Below are 20851 nucleotides of genomic sequence, written 5' to 3'. Positions count from 1 at the left end.
GCATGCGCACCACCACCCCGCGACGGTGGCGCAGCGGCACCGAGCCGGCCACCGCCCGCAGCGATCTCAAGCTCCGCTACCTGCTCTCGCTCACCTTCACGCCGCTGTTCGCACTGGCGACGGTGGGTTTCGCGCTCTGGGCGGCCGCCTCCCCCGCCAACGGCGCACCCAGCCGGGGCACCCTCACCGGCTTCGCCGTGGCCTGCGGCCTGCTCACCCTGTTCGCCGCCGTCGATCTCGTGGTGGTGATCCGGCGTCGCCGGACCGAACTCTGACGCGGTGTCTCCCATGGAGTGGGAAGTCGGCCCGGCCGACTTCCCACTCCGCACCGCGGACTTCCCACTCCCCCGCCGCCGATTCCGCGCCCCCGACTCCCGCTCCGCGCCGCCGACTTCCCGCGCCGCGCCACCCGCGGCCCCGGTCTCAGCGGCCGCCGACCGCCTGCTTGACCAGCGTCCGCCCGAAGTCCCACATCAGTCCGCTCCCCCGGTGGGCCTCGTCCATGATGTCGGTGAAGGCGTCCACGAACCGGTCCACATCGCGCTCGGTGATGATCAGCGGCGGGATCAGCTTGATCACTTCCAGGTGGTCGCCGGACACCTGGGTCAGGATGCGGTGCCGCTGCAGCAGCGGCACCACCACCATCTGCGCGAACAGCCCCTTGCGCGCCGCCTGGAGCGCGGTCCAAGCGGTGCGCAGCTTGAGCGACTTGGGCCGGCCGAACTCGATCCCGATCATCAGCCCGCGTCCGCGCACCTCGGCGAGCAGCTCGTAGGTGTCGACCAGTGCGGCCAGCCGTTCGCGGAAGTGGTCGCCGACCTTGCGGGCGTTCTCCACCACCTGCTCGTCGCGCATCACCTCCAGGGTCGCCAGCCCGGCCGCCATGGCCTGGGCGTTGGACCCGAAGCTGGCCGAGTGCACCAGCACCCGGTCCATCGAGGAGTACACCTTCTCGAAGATCCAGCCCTTGCCGAGCGTCGCCCCGATGGGCACGTACCCGCCGGACAGCGCCTTGGCCGCGCAGACGAGGTCGGGCAGGACTCCGTCCTCGTGCTGGTAGGCGAAGAACTCGCCGGTGCGGCCGATGCCGGTCTGCACCTCGTCGCAGATCAGCAGCGCCCTGTGCTCGTGCAGCAGGGCCTGGGCGGCGCGCAACCAGCCGGGCGGCGGAGCCTGGACGCCCTTGCCCTGGATCGGCTCGACGATCAGCCCCGCGACGTCGCCGCGCTTCAACTCCTTGGCCAGCGCGCCGAGATCGCCGAGCGGGATGGCGGTGTCCGGCAGCAGCGGGTCGAAGCCCTTGCGGAATCCGTTCTCCCCATTGACCGAGAGCGAGCCGGTGGTCAGTCCGTGGAAGGCGTGGTCGGCGTAGAGGATCCGCCGGCGTCCGGTGGCGTACCGGGCGAACTTGAGCGCGGTCTCCACCGCCTCGGTGCCGCTGTTGCCGAAGAACACCCGGTCCAGCCCGGGCGCGTACGACAGCAGCCGCTCGGCCAGCAGTCCGGGCAGCGGCGGGCAGTCGAAGCGGAGCAGGTCCGGCAGGTCGAGGTCCATCACCTGCTGGACCGCCGAGCGCACCACCGGGTGGTGGCGGCCGAGCGCGAAGATCCCGAAGCCTGCCAGCATGTCGAGGTACTCGTTGCCCTCGGCGTCGTAGAAGTACTGGCCCTCGGCACGCTCGTAGTACTTGTCGAAGCCGATGGTGTGCAGCATGCGCGGCAACTGCGGATTGAGGTATCGGCTCTGCAACTCGTAGCGCTCGCCGCCGCGTTCGGCGATCAGCGCGGCGAGGTCGAAGGGGCGGTCTGGGTCAGCCGGCATGGCGCGGGTTCGCTCCTCGGGTCGGTAGCAGGTTCTTGGCGAAGACGGCGGTCTGGGCGGCGACCCCGGTGCCGGTCAGTCCGGCCTCCTCCAGGATCTCCCCGCGCGAGGCGTGGCCGAGGAACTCCTGGGGCAGGCCGAGCACCCGCACCGGCACGTCCACGTCGGCGTCGCGCAGCGCCTGGGCGAGGACCGAACCGACGCCGCCGGTACGGCCGTTGTCCTCGACGGTGACCACCAGCCGATGGGCGGAGGCCAGTTCGGGCAGCGCCGGGTCGACGGGCTTGACCCAGCGCGGGTCGACCACGGTCGCGGTGAAGCCCTCGGCGAGCAGCAGCCGGGCCGCGTCCAGGCAGGCGGAGGCGGTGGTGCCGACCGCGACCAGCAGGATCTCCGGCACCCGCCCGGTGCGCAGCAGCACGTCCACCCCGCCGATCCGCTCCACGGCCGGCACCGCGGGCCCGACGTTCCCCTTCGGGAAGCGCACGACGGTCGGGGCGTCCTTGACCTCGACGGCCTCGCGCAGCTGGGCGCGCAGCTGTTCGGCGTCGCGGGGCGCGGCGAGCCGCAGGCCGGGGACCACCTGGAGGATCGACATGTCCCACATGCCGTTGTGCGAGGCGCCGTCCGGCCCGGTCACCCCGGAGCGGTCGAGCACGAAGGTGACGCCCAGCCGGTGCAGGGCGACGTCCATCAGGACCTGGTCGAAGGCCCGGTTGAGGAAGGTCGCGTAGACCGCGACCACCGGGTGCAGCCCGCCGGTGGCCAGCCCCGCCGCACTGGTGACGGCGTGCTGCTCGGCGATCCCGACGTCGAAGGTCCGCTCCGGGTAGGCCTTGGCGAACGGGGCCAGGCCCACCGGCTGGAGCATGGCCGCGGTGATCGCCACCAGGTCCGGCCGCTCGGCGCCGAGGGTGACCAGCTCGTCCCCGAACACCGAGGTCCAGGAGACGCCGCCGCTGGGCGAGATCGGCAGGCAGGTGTAAGGGTCGATCGGGTTGACCGCGTGGAAGCGGTCGGCCTCGTCCTGCTCGGCCGGCCGGTAGCCGCGCCCCTTGACGGTCAGGCAGTGCACGATGACCGGCCCGCCGAAGTTGCGGGCCTGGCGCAGCGCCTGTTCGACCGCGCCCAGGTCGTGGCCGTCGATCGGTCCGAGGTACTTGAGGCCGAGGTCCTCGAACATGCCCTGCGGGGCGAAGGCGTCCTTGAACCCCTTCTTGGCGCCGTGCAGCGCGTCGAAGATCGGCTGGCCGACCAGCGGAGTGCGCTGCAGGGCCTCCTTGCCGAGGGCGAGGAAGCGCTCGTAGCCCTGGGTGGTGCGCAGGGTGGCCAGGTGGTTGGCGAGGCCGCCGATGGTCCTGGCGTAGGAGCGCTCGTTGTCGTTGACGACGATGACCAGCGGCCGGTCGCGCGCCTCGGCGATGTTGTTGAGCGCCTCCCAGGCGAGCCCGCCGGTGAGCGCGCCGTCGCCGATCACCGCGACAGTGTGCCGGTCGTGCTGGCCGAGCAGTCGGGCGGCCTTGGCCAGGCCGTCGGCGTAGGAGAGCGCGGTGGAGGCGTGCGAGTTCTCGACCAGGTCGTGCTCGGACTCGCCGCGCGAGGGGTATCCGGAGAGTCCGCCGCGCATCCGCAGCCGGCTGAAGTCCTGGCGGCCGGTGAGCAGTTTGTGGACGTAGCTCTGGTGTCCGGTGTCGAAGACGATCCGGTCGTACGGCGAGTCGAAGACCCGGTGCAGCGCGATGGTCAGCTCCACCACGCCGAGGTTGGGCCCCAGGTGGCCGCCGGTGCGGGTGACGGCATCGATCAGGAAGTCGCGGATCTCGTCGGCGAGCAGCGGGAGTTCGGCCGCCGGGAGCTTGCGCAGCTCGGCCGGCGACGTGACGCGGGAGAGCAGTGACATGGGTACACCTCACGACTCGGAGCGGTGCGGTGGCGCCTCCGGCCGGCCCGGGCGGCGCGGGGCCCGGCCCGGTTCGGGAACGGACCCGGCCCGGTTGGGCGGAGCCGGCCCGGGCGCGGGGCCCGGGCCGGGGTGCCGACCCGGGGGCCGGCTCCCGTCTCAGCGGCCCTTGTTGCCGCTGACGGTCTCGGTGATGGCGCGCAGCGACTGCTGGAGCGAGCCCATCGTCGCGAGGACGGCGGTCGGCTCGTAGCCGCAGTGGGCCATGCAGTTCTCGCAGCGCGGGTCCTTGCCGCGGCCGTACTTGCTCCAGTCGGTCTTCTCGACCAGTTCGCGGTAGGTCGGCACGTAGCCGTCGGCCATCAGGTAGCAGGGCCGCTGCCAGCCGAACAGCGAGTAGTTGGGGATGCCCCAGGGGGTGCACTCGAAGTCGGCCTTGCCCTCCAGGAAGTCCAGGAAGAGCGGGCTGTGGTTGAGGCGCCAGCGCTTGCGGTTGCCGTCGGCGAAGGCCGTGCGGAAGAGCTCCCTGGTCTGCTCGACGCCGAGGAAGTGCTCCTGGTCTGGCGCCTTCTCGTAGGCGTAGGCGGGCGAGATCATCATCTCGTCCACCTTGAGCTCGTCGTTGAGGTAGTCCAGCACCTCGATGACGGTCTGCGGGGTGTCGGTGTTGAAGAAGGTGCTGTTGGTGGTGACCCGGAAGCCGCGGCGCTTGGCCTCCTTGATCGCAGCCACCGCCTCGTCGAAGGTGCCCTCCTTGGCCACCGATTCGTCGTGCCGCTCGCGCATGCCGTCGATGTGCACCGCGAAGGTGAAGTACGGCGAGGGCGTGAACTTGTCCATCTTCTTGCGCATCAGCAGCGCGTTGGTGCAGAGGAAGACGTACTTGCGGCGCTCGACCAGCTGCCGGACGATCTCGTCGATCTGCGGGTGCATCAGCGGCTCGCCGCCGGCGATCGAGACCATCGGGGCACCCGACTCCAGGACCGCGCCGACCGCCTGGGCCACGGGCATCCGCTGCTTCAGGACACCCGCCGGGTGCTGGATCTTGCCGCAGCCCTCGCAGGCGAGGTTGCAGGCGAAGAGCGGTTCCAGCTCCACGATCAGCGGGAACTTGTCCCGGCGCTTGAACAGCTTCTGCTGCATGAGGTAGGTGCCGACCCGCACGGTCTGGCGCAACGGCATGGCCATGGCTAGCTCGCCTCCTGGGGGAGCGTCGAGGATGTGGGGTGGTTCAGGTCTGCGGAGCCGGGCGCGCGCTCCTGCCGGTACCAGTCGACCAGGGCGGGGACCGTCGCCCGCAGGGTCCGCCAGGCACGCACCCCGGCCGGGAGGGTGCCGAACCGCAGCAGCTCGTGCTCGGGCGTGTCCACCACCACCCGCAGGACGGCCGCCGGCAGCGCGGGCCGCACCTCGCACAGCGCGGCCAGGACGGCGGCGGCCTCCATGTCGACGGCGAGCGCGCCCTGGAGGTGCAGGGCGCGCCGTTCGATGCCGCGCACCACGTGGTCGGCGGTGTGGTGGACGCCGGTGTGCACGGTCAGGCCGCGCTCCTTCAGCGCCCGGGTGAGCCCCGGGCCGGAGTCGACCGGGTACAGGTGGCCCTCGGCGTCGCGCACGCCGTCGGCGGCCACCACGTCGCCGGGCAGGACGCCCGGGCCGACCGCGGCCCCGAAGCCGGCCACCACCACGGCGCCGTAGCCGGTGGGGGCGGAGCCGAGCAGCCGTCGGACGGCCGTCCCGGCGCGCCGCCGGCCGACGCCGGTGCGCACCAGTACCGGGGAGCCGCCGACCGCGCCGCGCCAGTCACCGCCGCGCAGGGCCCAGACCTCGGGGCCCAGGGCGCAGAGCACCAGCAGGGGCGCGGTGGTCACCGGGCCGCCCCGATCGCCGGGGCGCCGTCGGGCCGGCCCGTGCCCGGGGCGCCGTTGAGGTAGCGGCCGAGCGCGGTGACCGGGAAGACCAGCCGGTACAGGTGGTAGTTGATGGAGAAGTCCCACGGGAAGCCGGTGCCGGTGAACTGCGGCTCGTCCCAGGTGCCCTCGGGCAGCTGGGTGCGCACCAGCCAGTCCACGCCGCGCTCCACCGCCGGGTTGGCCCGGCCCTGCGGCCCCTCGCCGGCCGAGAGCAGCGCCATCAGCGCCCACGCGGTCTGCGAGGCGGTGGAGTCGCCGCGCCCGGCCCAGCGCGCCGGGTCGTCGTAGGAGCGCATGTCCTCGCCCCAGCCGCCGTCGGCGTTCTGCCGGTCCTCCAGCCACCGCACCGCCCGGCGGATCGCCGGGTGCTCGTCCGGGACGCCGGCCGCCACCAGGGCGGGCAGCACCGAGCCCGTGCCGTAGATGTAGTTGGTGCCCCAGCGGCCGAACCAGGAGCCGTCCGCCTCCTGGTTGCGCAGCAGCCATTCGACGCCGCGCCTGGTCCGGGGGTCGCGGGAGCGGCCGGTCTCGGCGAGCATCTCCACCACGTGCGCGGTGACGTCGGCGGACGGCGGGTCGACCACCTCGCCGAAGTCGCAGAACGGCAGCCTGTTGGGCAGCGTGCCGGTGTTGTCCACGTCGAAGGCGCCCCAGGCGCCGTTCTTGGACTGCATGCCGAGGTTCCACAGCACGCCCCGGTCCACCGCCGCGTCGACCTTGCCCGGATCGGGGTGGGCGACCCGGCGCAGCGCGAGCACGACCTCGGCGGTGTCGTCGATGTCGGGGTAGGTGTCGTTCTCGAACTCGAAGGCCCAGCCGCCGGGGGCGAGCCCGGGCCGCTTCACGGCCCAGTCGCCGGGTTTGCGGATCTCCTCGCCGAGCATCCAGTCGACGGCGGAGACCAGCGCCGGGTGGTCGGCCGGCACCCCGGCGTCGACCAGGGCGATGGTGGCCAGGCAGGTGTCCCAGACCGGGGACTGGCAGGCCTCCAGCCAGCGCTTGCCGTCCTCGGTGTGCACGGTGAAGCGGTCGAAGGAGGAGAGCCCGGCCTTCACCACCGGGTGCTCCAGCTCGTAGCCCTCCAGGTGCAGGGCGATCAGCGAGTAGACCGCGGGGGGCTGGATGCCGCCCCAGCAGCCGTCGGCCTCCTGCCGTTCGACGATCCAGCGGCAGGCCTGGGAGACGGCCAGTCGGCGCAGCGGGCGGAAGGCCCGGCGGTGGTAGGCGTGCAGCGCCTTGTCGAGGCGTTCGAAGAGGCCGTCCCAGGTGGTGGCGGGGGCGAGCGGCCGGTGGGGGTACGGGTCGTTCGGGTCGGTGTGCAGCTCGGTGAGCGCGAAGGGGGCCGGACGGACCGGGCGGTGGGACGAGACGACGGTCAGCGGGACGATGGTCTGGCGGGCCCAGCAACCGAAGGCGTAGATGTTCAGCGGCAGCCACTTGGGCAGGAAGATGATCTCGGGCGGCATCTCGGGCAGCCGGTCCCAGGGCCACCAGCCGAACAGCGCGAGCCAGATCCGGGTGAACACCCGGGCGGCCGCGATGCCCCCGGCGGAGCGGACGTAGCGCGCGGCGGCCAGCATGTGCGGGGCGTCCGGGTCGTCGCCGGCCAGCTTGAGCGCGACGTACGCCTCGACGGTGGTGGACAGCTCGGGCGGTCCGCCGTGGAAGGTGGACCAGGTGCCGTCCTCGCGCTGCTGGGAGCGGATCCACTCGGCAGTGGCGTGGGTCAGCTCCTCAGTGCGGATTCCAAGGAACTGGCGGAGCAGTAAATCCTCGGCATCCATGGTGACGTTGGTCTCCAGGTCGCCCTTCCACCAGCCCTCGGACGACTGCAGGGAGAGCAGGTGGGTGGTGGCGCGGGCCAGGGCCTCCCGCGCGTCGGCCGGCCGCAGGTCCGCTCCACCGGCCGGCCGGAGCTGGTCGGTGTCCTCGGGCTGCCACCGCCCCGTGCCCAGCAGGGCCGGGGGGCGGTCGCCCACCGCGACCGGCTCGGGATCGTACTCAGGGTCGAGCCGGCCGTCCGCGGTTGCTGTCAACGTAACGTCACCTCTCTCGTACCACCACGAATTCGGCGAGTGCGACGAAGTGCTCGCGCACCTCGTCGGTCATGGGCACCTCGTCCAGGGCGGCGAGGGCAGTCGTGTGCTGGCGGCGGGCCTCCTCCCGGGTCCAGGCGCGGCCGCCGGCCTCCTCGATCAGCGCGGCCCGGTCGGCGAGCTCGGGCTCGCTCTCCTCCCCGCGTCCCTTCGGGTCGGCCAGTTGCTCGGCGAGCCGGCGCGAGGCCACTCCGCCCTCGGCCAGTGCGGCGGCCACCGGCAGGGACTTCTTGCGCTGGCGCAGGTCTCCCCAGTGCGGCTTGCCGGTGACCTCGGTGGCACCCCAGATGCCGAGCAGGTCGTCGACCGCCTGGAAGGCCAGGCCGAGGTGGTGGCCGTAGCGCTGGAGCGCGCCGGAGACCTTGTCGTCGGCGCCGGCCAGGACGGCGCCGATCGCCGAGGCGGCGGCCAGCAGTGCCGCCGTCTTGCCGCCCTCCATCTCCAGGCACTCCGCGACCGTGACGCTGTCGCGCTGTTCGAAGGCGACGTCCATGGCCTGGCCGTCGATCAGCCGGCGGGTCGCCGTGGTGAGCAGTCGGACGGCACGCGCGGCGTCGGTGGCGCTGGCGCCGCCGGTCACCGCGGCGTCGAGCAGCACCTCGGTGCCGAGCGTCGCCAGGGCGTCGCCGACCAGGATCGCCTGGGCCGGCCCGAAGACCGTCCAGGCGGTGGCCCGGTGCCGTCGGGTCTCGTCACCGTCCATCAGATCATCATGGAGGAGGGAGAAGTTGTGCACCAGTTCAACCGCGACCCCGCCGGGCACCCCCACCTCGGCCGCCGCGCCGGTGGCCCGGGCGGACAGCAGCGCCAGCGCCGGGCGCACGGCCTTGCCGCCGTCCCCCGTCACCGGCGTGCCGTCCCGGTCGATCCAGCCGAAGTGGTAGGCGGCGACGGTGTCCATGGGTGCGGCCAAACGGGCGACGGCGGCCCGTAGCGGCGGGGTGCAGAGCGTACGGCTGCGGGCGAGCAGCTCCGGCACCGAGACCGGTTCGGCGTGCGCCGTGCCTCCGACGGCGAAGCCGGTGCGTGACTCCACGTGCGTTCCCTCTCCCTCGTGGTGCCGGACCGCACGGGGCGGCCGGGTGCCGGCAGTGCGGCAGGTGTCGAATCGAGTGCCGGTGCCGATGGTGCCGGTGTCGGTGGTGCCGATATCAGTGGTGCCGGTGTCGGTGGCGCCGGTGCGGCCGGACGGGCCGCTGCCGGTGGTTGCGCCGATGCGCTCGACGGTACGCCCGTCGGCTCTGGCGGGCTCTCCGGCGGCGGGGCCCGCCGTCACCTGGGCCACCTCCCGTCGCCGCGGTCCACCGGCACCCGGGTGCCGGCCGCGGCGAGCGCGGCGTCCGCCGCGGCGTGGCCGCTGCGCACGGCCCCTTCCATGGTCGCGGGCCAGCCGGTGGCCGTCCACGAGCCGGCCAGCAGCAGGCCGACGACGTCGGTACGGGCCGACGGGCGCAGCGCCCCGTTGCCCGGGGCCGGGTCGAAGGTGGCGGTGCGCTCCCGGGTGACGAAGAAGTCCAGCACCTCCGCCTGGGCCGCGGCCGGCAGCAGCCGCCCCAGCTCCGGCAGGTAGCGGCGGCGCAGCTCGGCGACCGGGAGGTCGATCTCGTCCTGCGCGGCGGACTGCGACAGCGCCAGGTACTGGGCGCCCGGGTTGGCCCGGCCCAGCGGGGCGGCGGCCAGGCCGGAGTGCGCCGTGCGGTCGAAGACCCATTGGACCGGGGAGCCGAGCGCGGCGAAGAACGGCCGGCGCAGCACCTTGCGGTCGTAGATCACGTGCACGTTGAGGATCGGCGCGGTGCCGAAGCCGGCCAGCCGGTCCTGCCCGGAGATCGCGTTCGGCGGCAGCAGCGCGGCCGTGCTGTCCTGGGCGCCGGCCAGCACCACGGTGTCGGCGGTGAGCAGTTCCCCGCTCTCCAGCCGGACGTCGTGCTGCGGCGCGGCCGGCTTCAGTTCGGCCACCCGGGACCGCAGCAGCACCCGGACGCCGGCCCGCTCCAGCTCGGCGAGCGCCCGGTCGTGGTGGATCGTGCCGAGCGGGACGGCGGAGACGCCGATGTCCGAGGCACCCGGGTCGGAGAGCAGACCGGTCTTGAACACCATCCCGGCGAGAGCCATCGACACCTGGTCGGCCCGGCCGTTCAGGGTGGCGACGCCGACCAGGTCCCACAGGGCGGCCTGGGTGGCGGCGTTCTGCCCGTTGCGGCGCAGCCACTCGCCGAAGGAGATCGCGTCCAGCTCCGGGTCGGCGAGGTCCAGCCGCTGCAGGGCGAGCGCGCCGCGGACCACCCGGGCGCGGTCGGCCGGGGACAGGTGCGGGTAGCGGGCCAGGCTGGCGGCCAGGTGCAGCGGGACGGGCAGGCCGGCCCGGCGCAGCCGCCCGAGGGTGCGCACCGGGGCGGCCTGCGGCCCGGTGACGGAGAGCACCGGGATGTCGAGGCGCTCCTGGAGGTGGACCAGCCGGGTGGCGCCGAGCCGCTCCAGCAGGCCGCGGTAGGCGGTGCAGCAGCGCAGGTAGACGTGCTGGCCGTTGTCGACGGTCAGCTCGCCGCGCTGGAAGGAGAAGGCCAGGCCGCCGAGCCGCGGCCGCCCCTCGGCGAGGGTGACCCGGTGGCCGGCCTCGGCGAGGCGCAGTGCGGTGGTGATCCCGGCCAGACCGCCGCCGACCACGACGGCGGCCGGGCGCGCGGCATCGGCTCGCCCGGTCATCGGCCCTCCCCCTCGCAGTCGGTGGACCGCCCGCAGGCGGTCGCCGAAGCCGGTACTCGTCCGGTCGGCACGGATCTACCCGCACGTGATTCCACGCTGACACAGCGTGACAGAACTGGTGTGAGAATCAAGAACGCCCCCCGGCGAGCCCGGAAAGCGCCACGTACGCCTTCTCCCAGCCCGGCAGGGAGACCCGGCCGCGCAGCACCGACTCCGGGTCGGTGGCGATCCGGCCGAGCAGCCGGTGGTAGATCCCGGCCATCGCGGCGGTGCAGGCACGGCTGCGGCGGTCGAGCATCGGCAGCAGCCGCAGGCCCTCCTCGAAGGCCGCCTGGGCGCGGGCGGCCTCGAAGGCCACCAGGCCGGTGAAGTCCGCGCCGACCGGCGGCTCCGGCAGGGCGAAGCCCTGCTCGCAGCCGAACCGGACCAGGTCCTCGGCGGGCAGGTAGGTGCGGCCGTTCAGGGCGTCCTCGCGCAGGTCGCGCAGGATGTTGGTGAGCTGCAGCGCCAGGCCCAGGGTGTCCGCGTAGCGCGCCCCGAGCTCCGGGTCGTCGCAGCCGTAGACGCCCAGCGAGAGCCGCCCGATCGCGCCCGCCACGCAGCGGCAGTAGACCTTCAGCTCCTCGTAGGTCTGGTACTCGGCGCCCTTGAGGTCCATCTCGACGCCGTCGATCAGCTCGTCGAAGCCGCCGAGCGGGATCGGGAAGCGCCGGGCCGCGTCGGCCAGGGCGACCTTGATCGGGTCGGTGTCGTCCTCGGCGACGACCCCGGAGCGGACCTCGTCCACCAGTTCCCGGGTGCGCAGCAGTGCCTCGGCCTTGCGGTCGTCCGGGAGGTCGCCGTCTCCGATGTCGTCCACCCGGCGGGCCAGGGCGTACAGGGCCGACATGGCCAGCCGCTTGGGTTCGGGCAGCAGCCGGATGCCGTAGCTGAAGTTGCGCGCCTGCAGTCCGGTGACTGCCTCGCAGTACCGGTACGCCGCCATGACCTGGGCCGACGCCAGTGGTGATACCGCCACTCGGGCGTTCACCTTCCCTTCGCGAAGATGGCCGCCGCCTTCGCTGCGAGGCGGCGCTTGTCAGGCTTCGCCTGCTGGGCGAGCACGTCGTACCCGGCGTCCTCGACGGCCGCCAGGGCCGCGTAGCCGCCTGCGGTGAATCCCGCCAGGAGCAGTCGAAGCCTCCCCCGAACCGTACCTACCAATGGTGCGCCGCGGTCGAGCAGGGTGCGGGCCCGCTCGACCTCGAAGGCGATCAGCTCGCGCACCGCGCCGTCGGCGGAGGGGGCGGCGAGGTCCGCCTCGGTGACGCCGAAGCGGGCCAGGTCCTCGGCGGGCAGGTAGATCCGGCCGTGGGCGAGGTCCTCGGCCACGTCCTGGATGTGCTCGGCGACCTGGAGGCCGCTGCACACGGCGTCCGAGAGCTCGATCCGCTCGGGGGTGGAAACGCCGGCGATGGCCAGCACGAGGCGGCCGACCGGGTCGGCGGAGAGGGTGCAGTAGCCGAGCAGGTCGTCGAAGGTGGCGTAGCGGGCGGTGGTCTGGTCCACCCGGTTGGCCTCGATCAGACGGCGGAACGGCTCGGGGGTCAGGCCGTGCCGGTCGACCAGCGGGACGAGCGCGTCCAGCAGCGGGTGGCGGGGCTGGTCGGTGCCGGTTCCGGAGCCGCCGGCGGTGCGCAGCGCGGTCTCGAAGACCCGGTCGAGGTCGTGCTCCAGTCCGTCGAGCAGGGCGAGCCGGAAGGCGGTCTCCTGCGGGGTCGGCGGGCCGGGCTGGGCCGAAGGGGTGGCGGGGGGCGGCTGCTCGACCCCGAGCAGGCGGGCGGTGGCGGCCGGGTCGGCCAGGTCGCCGTCGCCGGCGTCGTCGACCAGGCGGGCGAAGCCGTACACCGCCATCAGGTCGTCGCGCCAGGCCGCGGGCAGGAAGAAGGGGGCTACGGGGAAGTTCTCCGCGCCCGCCTTGTCCAGGGTCTGTCCTGCGGAACCGTTCACCGGCGTATCTCTGGGCTGGGCCGAAGCCGACACTGCTGTCACTCCCCCGTTCTACACCGCGTGGCACGACCGGCCCGACTCGGACACGCGTCCGAGCGCGGGGGCCACGCACGGCACACCGCCCCCCGGGACCACCAGGCTGGCACGCCGGGGCCCGGCGGAAAAGAGCGCCCCGCCCCGGGCACCGCGCGCTCACCCCCGCGGCGGTGGGCCGGCCGGGGCCGCGCGGCGTACGGACCGGGCCGCGGGCACGGTGAAGGGCCGGCTCCGGAAGTTCCGGAACCGGCCCCTGGGGTGTGACGGAGACTACGGTCGGTCGCCGCGCTCGTAGCGGCTGACGACCTCCTCGGTGGGTCCGTCCATGACCAGCTCGCCGGCCTCGATCCATATGGTCCGCTCGCAGACCTCGCGGATCGAGTTGTTGTCGTGGCTGACCAGGAAGACCGTACCGGCGGACTTGCGCAGCTCGTCGATCCGGCGCTTGCTGCGCTGCTGGAAGGCCTGGTCGCCGGTGGCGAGGGCCTCGTCGATCAGCAGCACGTCGTGGGTCTTCGCGGCCGCGATCGAGAAGCGCAGCCGGGCGCCCATGCCGGAGGAGTAGGTGCGCATCGGCAGGGAGATGAAGTCGCCCTTGTCGTTGATGCCGGAGAAGTCGACGATGTCCTGGTAGCGCGCCTTCACCTGGGCCGGGGTCATGCCCATCGCCAGGCAGCCGAGGATGACGTTGCGCTCACCGGTGAGCTCGTTCATCAGCGCGGCGTTGACGCCCAGCAGCGAGGGCTGGCCGTTGGTGTAGATGCCGCCCTTCTCGGTCGGCAGCAGGCCCGCGATGGCCGCCAGCATGGTCGACTTGCCGGAGCCGTTGGAGCCGATCAGGCCGATCGCCTCACCCTTGTACGCGGTGAAGCTGACGCCCTTGACCGCGTGCACCTCGCGCACGCCGGAGGCGCGCTTGCGGCTGATGATGCGGCTCAGCGCCGAGGTGGCGCTGCCCTTGCCGGAGCCGGCGCCGTGCACCTTGTAGACGATGTGCACGTCGTCGACGACGACGGTGGGCTCGCGGGCCACGTCCGTGTCCAGGACGGTGTCGCTCTTGCTCAGGTCGATGTCAGCCACGGCCGTACTCCTCCTCGGCCTTCCAGAAGAAGACGTATCCGACGACGAACATGCCCACGCCCCAGGCGAGGCCGTACGCCCACTGGTGCGGCGGGAGGGCCTGGTGCACCGGCTGGTGCGGGTTGTAGATGACCGGCGCGAAGGCGTGCCGCAGCAGGTCCATGTAGATCGACGCCGGGTTGAGCGACATCAGCGTCTGGATGTAGTGCGGCCAGTGGGTGATCTTGTCCTGGATGCTGAACATCACACCGGACAGGAACATCCAGGCGCGCATCACGAACGGGATCAGCTGGGAGATGTCGCTGGTCCGGGAGCCGATCCGGGCCATCACCAGCGAGATGCCGGTGTTGAAGAGCGTCTGCAGGAGCAGCGCCGGGATGATCAGCAGCCAGGTCCGGCCCGGGGTGATGCCGGCGGCGAGCACGGTGACGACCAGCACGACCATGGAGATCAGCAGCTGCTGGAGCTGGATCACGGTGAAGGCGATCGGGAGGCTGGCCCGGGGGAAGTGCAGCGCCCGGATCAGCCCGAGGTTGTCGGAGATCGCCCGGGTGCCGGCCTGCACCGCGTTCTGGGTGAACTGGAAGACGAAGACGCCGATGCAGAGCCAGGCGATGTAGGTGTTGTCCGGGAAGCCCTGCTTGCTCGCCAGGATCACGCCGAAGACCAGGTAGAACACCGCGCAGTTGAGCAGCGGGGTCACCACCTGCCACAGCTGGCCGAGCTTGGCGTTGGTGTACTGGGCCACCAGGCGGGCGGTGGCGAAGGCCCAGATGAAGTGGCGCCGGGCCCAGAGCTGCTTGGAGTAGGCGAACAGGCCGGGACGGGCACCGCTGACCGCCAGACCGTACTTGTCCGCAAGCTGCTTGGGGGTCAGGCCCGCGTCCACCCCTCTGGGGGCCGAGAGGCTGACGGGTTCACTCACTGTCGACACATTCGTCCTTCACGCGGGATCGGTCGGGGCGGCCGGTCGGCGAGGTCCGCCGGTGCACCGATGGGGATCCACTGGGATCTCGGGGGAGCCGGCCGGTGTGTGGGCACCGGCCGCAGCGATCGGGCATTCGATGCGGGTGCCATCGGATGCGATCAGATGATCGGTGGTCGGCCCAGCCTGGTCAGTCGCCAGACGGTACGCCACCGCATGGGCCGCCGCGGACCGCAGGGTTCGCGCCAGCCCGCCCGGAACCCGCCCCACCAGGCCTTCAGCGCCTCCGGGGAGGGGCGGCGGGCCAGGGTCAGCAGGAACCAGGTTCCCGGATAGAGAGGCACCAACAGGGCCGGAAGGTTCCGCCTCGCGAGCCAGACCCGGTTGCGGGCCACGTTGTGGAAGTAGGTCGCGTGGCGGGCCGGCGAGGTCGTGGGGTGGTGCAGCACCACGTCCGCCCGGTAGTCGATGGCCCAGCCGGCGTCCAGCGCGCGCCACGCGAGGTCGGTCTCCTCGTGGGCGTAGAAGAACTCGGCGGGCAGCTGCCCGGCCTGCTCGAACACCTTGCAGCGCACCGCGCTCGCGCCGCCGAGGAAGGTCGTCACCCGGGACGAGCGCAGCGGGTCGCTGGCGCGCAGCCGGGGGACATGGCGGCGCTGGGTGACCCCGGTGTCCGGATCCGCGATCCGGAAGGCGACGATGCCCAGCTCCGGGTCGGCGGTGAAGGCCTCGCGCAGCAGGCGGGCCGAGTCGGTGCGCGGCAGGTTCCCGTCGTCGTCCAGGAAGAGGACCGCGTCGATGTCCGCCCCGTCCCGGCCGAACAGCTCGATGCCGACGTTGCGCCCGCCCGGGATGCCCAGGTTCTCCGGCAGCTCGACGCTGCGCACGCCCTCCGGCAGCGGGGGCAGCTTCGCGCCCTGGCCGACCACGGCCAGTTCGACCGCCGGGCCCTCCTGGGCGCGGACGGCCTCGATCAGGGCGTTCAGCTCGGCCGGCCGGTTGCCCATGGTGATGATCACGGCGCCGAGGCGGAAGTTCTCCGCGGTGGTCCCGTTCATCGCAGCCTGCTGGAGAGGACGATGCTCAGCAGGTGCAGCACGGTCTGGAGCATCGCGATCGCCGCCAGGACGACCACCGCGAGCCGGGTGAAGAGGAGTCCGCCGTGCACGGCGTCCGCGACGCCGGCGGCCAGGACGAACAGCGAGGCCTCGACCGCGCCGACCAGGCGGTGGAACTTCAGGAAGGAGGCCGCCCGGCGGGCCCTGGCGACGGAGGACGACCGCGGCACCGAGGCGCTGTCCTCGACGGCCGTCATGCCGCTGCGCGCCCGGGCCACGTCCACCAGGTCGGTCTCGGACTTGATCAGGATCGCGCCGAGCGCGGCCAGGGTGCCGAGGAAGGCCCACTCCCAGTGCGACCCGGCGCCCTCGCGGTGCAGCAGGTCGGTGGCGCGCAGGCCGAGGCCGGTCAGCAGGGCCGCCTCGGACATGTAGTGGCCGACCCGGTCCAGGTAGACCCCGGTGAGCGAGGTCTGCCGGCGCCAGCGGGCCACCTCGCCGTCCACGCAGTCCAGCAACAGGTAGACCTGGATCAGCAGGGCGCCCAGGACGGCGCCCGCGATGCCCGGCACGACCAGCGCGGCACCGGCCAGGATGCCGGTGAACATCATCAGGTACGTCAGGCCGTTGGGCGTGATCGCCGTCATGGTGGAGAGCACGCGGGTGATCCGCAGCGAGATCTTCCGCATGTACAGGCGTCCGGCCCAGTGCTCGGCGCTGCGGCGCTGGAGCATGCCCTCCGGGTGGATCACCGCGCGCAGTTCCTCGATCGAGGGCCTGCGGCTCAGGTCCACCGGGGGCCGTTGGGCTCCCGCGGTGGAGGGGTCAGCTGTTGACGGCTTGGACATAGTCGGCGTACGCGTCCCTGATTGCGGAAGGGGAGAGGTCGAGGTGTTCGAGGATGGTGAAGCGCCCCGGTCGGGTGTTCGGAGCGTAGTGCACCGCTTCGGTGAACTCCGCCTCGGTGAAGCCGATCTGAGCGGCGGTCACCGGCAGTCCGTGGCTCGCCAGGCGCTCCACGATCAGACCGGTCAGCTCGCGCTCGCCCCGCAGGAAGCTGGCGAAGGCGGCACCGAGGCCGACCTGCTCGCCGTGCTGGGCGGACCGCTTGGGATACAGCACGTCCAGGGCATGCGAGATCTCGTGGCAGGCACCCGACGAGGGCCGGGTGCTGCCCGCGATGTTCATCGCGATGCCGGACAGTACCAGGGCCTCGGCGAGCGCCGTCAGGAGGTCCTGGTCCTGGGTACCGCCCGGGTGCCGCAGCAGATTCTCGCCCGCCGAGCGGGCCATCGCCACGGCCAGTCCGTCCACCGGCTCACCGGTCACCGCGTGCGACAGCTCCCAGTCCGCGCACGCGGAGATGTTGGAGACGACGTCGCCCACGCCGGCCGCCACGAAGCGCGGCGGGGCCTGCCGGATCACGTCCAGGTCGACCACGATGCCGATCGGGCTGGGCACCCCGTAGGAGCCGCGCCCGGCGTCGTTGTCCAGGGTGGAGACCGGCGAGCAGATGCCGTCGTGGGCCAGGTTGGTGGCGACCGCGACCAGCGGCAGGCCGACCCGGGCCGCGGCGTACTTGGCGGCGTCGATGATCTTGCCGCCGCCAAGGCCCACGATCGCGTCGTAGTGCCCGCCGCGCATCGCCTCGGCCAGCCGCACCGCGCTGTCCAGGCTGCCGTCGTCCACGTTGTACCAGTCGGCTCCGGGCAGGGCCGGCTCCAGGCGACGGCGCATGGCCGAGCCGGAGCCGTTGCTGATCGCGACCGCGATCCGGCCCGAGGCCGACAGCCGCTGGTCCGCGAGGATGCCGCCGAGCGCGTCCAGCGCGCCCGGGCGGATCTCGACGAACAGCGGCGACGGAACCAGTCGGGTCAGTACCGGCACGCGATCTCCCGCGCCTTCGCCAGGTCGTCGTGGTTGTCGACCTCGACCCAGGAGACCTCGCCGATCGGCTGCACGTCGATCCGCAGGCCGCGGTTCACCATCTCCTGGTAGCCGTCCTCGTAGTACAGCTGCGGGTCGCGCTCGTAAGTGGCGCGCAGCGCGTCGGTCAGGTCGGCGGCGGCGGACGGGTTGATCACCGTGACGCCGATGTACTCGCCGGTCGCCTCGGCCGGCTCCATCAGCTTGGTGATGCGGCGCATGCCCGTGGCCGGGTCGACGATCACCTTCATCTCCTCGTCGGCGAGCTTCTTCACCGTGTCGAGGGCGAGCAGGATGCCGGGGGCGGTGCCGGACTCGGTCAGCCGCCGGTTGCCCTCCAGCATGGTCCGCTGGACGGAGACCGGGTGGACGGTGTCGCCGTTGGCGAGCAGCAGGCCCTCGGCGAACAGCTCGCGGGCGCACCACAGCGAGTAGGCGTTGTTCCACTCCTCGGCCTTGTCGTTCTCGACCAGGTGGAGCTTGACGCCGTACTTGTTCTCCAGGGCGTCCTTGCGGTCGTACACCGCCTCCTTGCGGTAGCCGACGACGATCGCGGCCTCGCGCAGTCCGACCTCGGCGAAGTTGCCGAGCGTGAGGTCCAGGACGGTCCGTTCCCCGTCGACCGGCACCAGAGCCTTGGGCAGGGTGTCGGTGTACGGGCGCAGCCGGCGGCCGGCGCCGGCTGCCAGAACGAGGCCGATCATGCGGGTCTCCTGATCCGTCGTGCTGTGCGCGGATCTGTGCCGGAGGTCGGCGGCGCCACCGGTTCGCCCGGACCGGCGTTCGACCGGGGCGGGCGGCGGCGCGCCGGTGCCGGCACAGATCCGGGCACCGTGTCGTATGTGATGGTAGGCGACCGGGGCGACCGGCCAGAACGCGCCCGTGGGCCCGGGGCGGCCGACGGGGCGGCGGGACCGGGGCTGCGGGCGGGGTGGCGGGCGGGCAGGACGGCGGCCGGAACGGCAGGCGGAACGGCGGCCGCGGCGGCGGTGGAGCGGCCCGAGGTGACGGTGGAACGGCCCGGGGTCCGCACCGGCTCCGCCGGGCCGGTCGAACGGGCTCCGAACGCGCGGCGAACGGTTCTGCGATTTCCGTGCCCCTTTCGGGGGCTTCCCGGATCCTTCTCTGGCCGGTTTCCGATTCCTCCGGGTCATGATCCGTCCGGTTGTGCGTGGGACCCCTGGCGAGTGCCACCCATACGGCAGACTGGAGCCCGACGCCGGCGCCGGTGCCCCTGCTGTGTCCGCCGCACTCCACCCGGTGCGTCGGAGACACCCGATGCTCCCGTTGCTCCCGCTCCCGAAAGAGGCCCCATGCCCCAGAGTCTGCCGACCGACCCGACGCACTTCGCCGCCGAGATCGACACCGGTCTCGACGTGGAGACCGATGTCACGGTCGACCCCCGGGCCACCGGATCCGCCCCGGCCGGAGCCGAGATCCTGCTGGAACTGGTCGACGACGAGGGCGTCACGATCGGCACGGGCGAGAAGCTCTGGGCCCACCAGCAGCCGGGCCGCCTGCACCGGGCGTTCTCCGTCTTCCTGTTCGACCGCCAGGGCCGGCTGCTGCTCCAGCGCCGGGCGCTCGGCAAGTACCACTCCCCCGGCGTCTGGTCGAACACCTGCTGCGGCCACCCGTACCCGGACGAGCCGCCGTTCGTCGCCGCCGCCCGGCGCACCGCCGAGGAGCTGGGCGTCGCCCCGGCGCTGCTGTGCGAGGCGGGCACCGTCCGCTACGACCTGCCGGACGAGGCCTCCGGGCTGATCGAGCGGGAGTGGAACCACCTGTTCGTGGGACTTGTCACCGCGCCGGTCGAGCCGACCCCGGAGGAGGTGGACGACTTCGCCTTCGTGACCGCGCAGGAGCTGCGGGAGCTGCGGGCGGAGCGGCCGTTCTCGGTCTGGTTCGAGACGGTCTTCGAGGCCGCGCTGCCGGGCATCCGGGAGATCGCCGGGCGGGACTGGTAGTCCTGGTCCGACCGCCCCGGCCGCTCCGACCGTCGACCCGACCGTCGGCCCGGTCGTCGGCCCGGCCGGTCAGTGGCCGGGCTCCGGGGGGACGGGCAGCGAGGCCCAGATGACCTTGCCGCCCTCCCCGGTGTGTTCGACGTCGCACACCCCGCCGGCCTGCAGGGTGACGCTCTTCACCAGCAGCAGGCCGCGCCCGCCGGTGCTCGCGGTGTCGTTCTCCAGCGCCTTCGGCCGGTACGGATCGCCGTCCTCGACCGACACCCGCACCGAGGCCCGGCGCACCGACAGCTCGGTGACCACCTCGGGGGACAGCTCGGCGGCGTGCGTCACCGCGTTGCTCACCAGCTCCGAAACGATCAGCAGCAGGTCGTCCACCAGCTCCTGGTAGCGCACCCCGGCCATGCCCTGGGCCAGCAGACGGTCCCGCACCGCGTGCCGGGTGAGCGGCACCGAGGCCTCGGTGGCGGGCACCGGGAAGCGCCACACGCCCTCGGCGGGACCTCCGGAGACCGTGGCCCCGCCCCGGCCCTCCACCCGCCTGTCGCGTCTCGGTTCGGCCTTCGCCGCTCCGCTGATCTGCTCCACGTCCAGCCGCCCTTCGTCCGCGACCCGGGAATCAGGCGATCCGCTTCATGGCGCCCTCGGTCCACAGACGCTACGAGAGCCGTCGCGGCGGCCGTGGCACCGTCGACAAGTTGCCCGTGTCGGACCGATTCCGGCCGCAACCGACCGCGGCCGGTGCGGGAGTCGACCGGTTCCTTCGCGGACGCCACCGGTTCGGGCCGGATTCGAGCGCGTTCCCAGGCCGTACCAACCTGTGCGGGCCGCACTCCGGGCCGTGTGCGGGCGGTACGGGCCGCGTTCCGGGCACGCTCCGGGCTCGCCGCGGACCCGCTGCGGGCGCGGTACGGCCCGGGCGCCGCGGCCCGCGGGGGCCGGACGGGCCTCGGACCAGGATGTCCGGTGGCCCCGCCCCGAGGAAGCGCAGGTGAGAAGCACTCCAGAACCCTGGTAATGTTCTCTCTGTCGCCGAGGGGGCGAGGAAAAAACCCCCGAAGCACACACCCGGTCCGGGTGGCGGAATGGCAGACGCGCTAGCTTGAGGTGCTAGTGCCCTTTATCGGGCGTGGGGGTTCAAGTCCCCCCTCGGACACAGCCGAATTCCCCGTGGGAGCCGAAAGGCACCCACGGGGAATTTCGTTTTTCGGGCCGCCCCTTTCCCGGGCCGGCCCCGGTCGCCATCCCCGGCCACCACTCCTTCCGGGCACTGTGGCCTCGGTCTCCTCGCCGGTCCGCACCGGCCCGGACGCCGGACACGAGATGGCAACAATCGGACGGTTTGAGCTTCCTCTGAGGTATTCGCCCGTTTTCGGAACATAGGCTGCTCTCCGTTTGTCCGAAATAGCGACTCAAAATCGCAAAAACACCGAC

At 72.7% G+C, this 20851-nt stretch carries 18 protein-coding genes and 1 tRNA gene; 3 read left to right on the top strand and 16 right to left on the bottom strand.

Annotation, left to right across the window (positions count from 1 at the left end; genetic code table 11):
• Positions 1-2: 2 nt before the first annotated feature.
• Positions 3-275: a DUF6343 family protein gene (locus ACFVUY_RS06355; RefSeq protein WP_387685259.1), complete on the top strand. Its 273-nt coding sequence runs from the start codon at positions 3-5 to the stop codon at positions 273-275.
• Positions 276-423: 148 nt separating this feature from the next.
• On the opposite strand, the gene ACFVUY_RS06350 is transcribed toward ACFVUY_RS06355, so the two are convergent.
• From ACFVUY_RS06350 to ACFVUY_RS06280, 15 genes are all read right to left on the bottom strand, one after another.
• Complete coding sequence (locus tag ACFVUY_RS06350; RefSeq protein WP_387727737.1) at positions 424-1821, bottom strand: aspartate aminotransferase family protein; 1398 nt, start codon at positions 1819-1821, stop codon at positions 424-426.
• Positions 1811-3721, bottom strand: a complete 1911-nt coding sequence (gene dxs / locus ACFVUY_RS06345) for a 1-deoxy-D-xylulose-5-phosphate synthase (RefSeq protein WP_387727735.1) — start codon at positions 3719-3721, stop codon at positions 1811-1813. The genes ACFVUY_RS06350 and dxs overlap by 11 nt, the downstream gene beginning before the upstream one ends.
• Positions 3722-3880: 159 nt before the next feature.
• Entirely contained in the window at positions 3881-4909 is a 1029-nt protein-coding gene (gene hpnH / locus ACFVUY_RS06340) for an adenosyl-hopene transferase HpnH (RefSeq protein WP_359901601.1), read from the bottom strand.
• 2 nt (positions 4910-4911) lie between these two features.
• Positions 4912-5592, bottom strand: coding sequence for a 1-hydroxy-2-methyl-2-butenyl 4-diphosphate reductase (locus ACFVUY_RS06335; RefSeq protein WP_387685253.1), 681 nt, complete (start codon positions 5590-5592; stop codon positions 4912-4914).
• Positions 5589-7526: a squalene--hopene cyclase gene (gene shc, locus ACFVUY_RS06330; RefSeq protein WP_387727827.1), complete on the bottom strand. Its 1938-nt coding sequence runs from the start codon at positions 7524-7526 to the stop codon at positions 5589-5591. Before shc ends, ACFVUY_RS06335 begins: the two co-directional genes overlap by 4 nt.
• A gap of 151 nt (positions 7527-7677) precedes the next feature.
• Positions 7678-8766 carry a polyprenyl synthetase family protein gene (locus tag ACFVUY_RS06325; protein ID WP_387727825.1) on the bottom strand — a complete coding sequence of 363 codons (1089 nt, stop codon included), beginning with the start codon at positions 8764-8766 and terminating at the stop codon, positions 7678-7680.
• A 236-nt stretch (positions 8767-9002) separates the two neighbouring features.
• A complete protein-coding gene (hpnE, locus tag ACFVUY_RS06320; protein ID WP_387727733.1) occupies positions 9003-10436 on the bottom strand; it encodes a hydroxysqualene dehydroxylase HpnE in 1434 nt (477 codons plus the stop codon).
• Between the two features lie 127 nt (positions 10437-10563).
• Positions 10564-11421, bottom strand: coding sequence for a presqualene diphosphate synthase HpnD (hpnD, locus tag ACFVUY_RS06315; RefSeq protein WP_380539628.1), 858 nt, complete (start codon positions 11419-11421; stop codon positions 10564-10566).
• A gap of 41 nt (positions 11422-11462) precedes the next feature.
• Positions 11463-12425, bottom strand: a complete 963-nt coding sequence (hpnC, locus tag ACFVUY_RS06310) for a squalene synthase HpnC (protein WP_387727732.1) — start codon at positions 12423-12425, stop codon at positions 11463-11465.
• A gap of 306 nt (positions 12426-12731) precedes the next feature.
• Positions 12732-13541, bottom strand: a complete 810-nt coding sequence (locus ACFVUY_RS06305; RefSeq protein WP_387685246.1) for an ABC transporter ATP-binding protein — start codon at positions 13539-13541, stop codon at positions 12732-12734.
• The gene (locus ACFVUY_RS06300; RefSeq protein WP_380348796.1) at positions 13534-14475 is read right to left on the bottom strand and encodes an ABC transporter permease; all 942 of its coding nucleotides are present in this window, start codon (positions 14473-14475) and stop codon (positions 13534-13536) included. The genes ACFVUY_RS06305 and ACFVUY_RS06300 overlap by 8 nt, the downstream gene beginning before the upstream one ends.
• A 152-nt stretch (positions 14476-14627) precedes the next feature.
• Positions 14628-15524, bottom strand: coding sequence for a glycosyltransferase family 2 protein (locus ACFVUY_RS06295; protein WP_387727730.1), 897 nt, complete (start codon positions 15522-15524; stop codon positions 14628-14630).
• Positions 15521-16258 carry a CDP-alcohol phosphatidyltransferase family protein gene (locus ACFVUY_RS06290; RefSeq protein ID WP_359901747.1) on the bottom strand — a complete coding sequence of 246 codons (738 nt, stop codon included), beginning with the start codon at positions 16256-16258 and terminating at the stop codon, positions 15521-15523. The genes ACFVUY_RS06295 and ACFVUY_RS06290 overlap by 4 nt, the downstream gene beginning before the upstream one ends.
• A gap of 91 nt (positions 16259-16349) precedes the next feature.
• Positions 16350-17411: an iron-containing alcohol dehydrogenase family protein gene (locus ACFVUY_RS06285; RefSeq protein WP_359901620.1), complete on the bottom strand. Its 1062-nt coding sequence runs from the start codon at positions 17409-17411 to the stop codon at positions 16350-16352.
• Positions 17399-18154, bottom strand: coding sequence for a phosphocholine cytidylyltransferase family protein (locus tag ACFVUY_RS06280; RefSeq protein ID WP_359901623.1), 756 nt, complete (start codon positions 18152-18154; stop codon positions 17399-17401). The genes ACFVUY_RS06285 and ACFVUY_RS06280 overlap by 13 nt, the downstream gene beginning before the upstream one ends.
• Positions 18155-18763: 609 nt before the next feature.
• On the opposite strand from ACFVUY_RS06280, the gene idi reads away from it, so the two are divergent.
• Entirely contained in the window at positions 18764-19417 is a 654-nt protein-coding gene (gene idi / locus ACFVUY_RS06275) for an isopentenyl-diphosphate Delta-isomerase (RefSeq protein ID WP_387685241.1), read from the top strand.
• A 69-nt stretch (positions 19418-19486) separates the two neighbouring features.
• Here the strand turns inward: idi and ACFVUY_RS06270 are convergent, their stop codons facing one another.
• A complete protein-coding gene (locus ACFVUY_RS06270) occupies positions 19487-19954 on the bottom strand; it encodes an ATP-binding protein (protein WP_387685362.1) in 468 nt (155 codons plus the stop codon).
• A 534-nt stretch (positions 19955-20488) separates the two neighbouring features.
• Here ACFVUY_RS06270 and ACFVUY_RS06265 point away from each other — a divergent pair.
• Positions 20489-20573 (top strand) — tRNA-Leu (locus ACFVUY_RS06265).
• Positions 20574-20851: the final 278 nt, after the last annotated feature.

The sequence above is a fragment of the Kitasatospora sp. NPDC058063 genome (assembly GCF_042885395.1).
Classification (GTDB): Bacteria; Actinomycetota; Actinomycetes; order Streptomycetales; family Streptomycetaceae; genus Kitasatospora; species Kitasatospora lactacystinica.
The sequence above is the reverse complement of the archived record's forward strand: the minus strand, read 5'-3'. Positions and strand labels throughout refer to the sequence as shown.

Excerpts from the sequence above, each read along its gene's own strand:
- ACFVUY_RS06355 (WP_387685259.1), top strand. The coding sequence starts at position 3 with ATGCGCACCACCACCCCGCGACGGTGGCGCAGCGGCACCGAGCCGGCC.
- ACFVUY_RS06350 (WP_387727737.1), bottom strand. The coding sequence starts at position 1,821 with ATGCCGGCTGACCCAGACCGCCCCTTCGACCTCGCCGCGCTGATCGCC.
- dxs (WP_387727735.1), bottom strand. The coding sequence starts at position 3,721 with ATGTCACTGCTCTCCCGCGTCACGTCGCCGGCCGAGCTGCGCAAGCTC.
- hpnH (WP_359901601.1), bottom strand. The coding sequence starts at position 4,909 with ATGGCCATGCCGTTGCGCCAGACCGTGCGGGTCGGCACCTACCTCATG.
- hpnE (WP_387727733.1), bottom strand. The coding sequence starts at position 10,436 with ATGACCGGGCGAGCCGATGCCGCGCGCCCGGCCGCCGTCGTGGTCGGC.
- hpnD (WP_380539628.1), bottom strand. The coding sequence starts at position 11,421 with ATGGCGGCGTACCGGTACTGCGAGGCAGTCACCGGACTGCAGGCGCGC.
- ACFVUY_RS06295 (WP_387727730.1), bottom strand. The coding sequence starts at position 15,524 with ATGAACGGGACCACCGCGGAGAACTTCCGCCTCGGCGCCGTGATCATC.
- ACFVUY_RS06290 (WP_359901747.1), bottom strand. The coding sequence starts at position 16,258 with ATGCTCCAGCGCCGCAGCGCCGAGCACTGGGCCGGACGCCTGTACATG.
- ACFVUY_RS06280 (WP_359901623.1), bottom strand. The coding sequence starts at position 18,154 with ATGATCGGCCTCGTTCTGGCAGCCGGCGCCGGCCGCCGGCTGCGCCCG.
- idi (WP_387685241.1), top strand. The coding sequence starts at position 18,764 with ATGCCCCAGAGTCTGCCGACCGACCCGACGCACTTCGCCGCCGAGATC.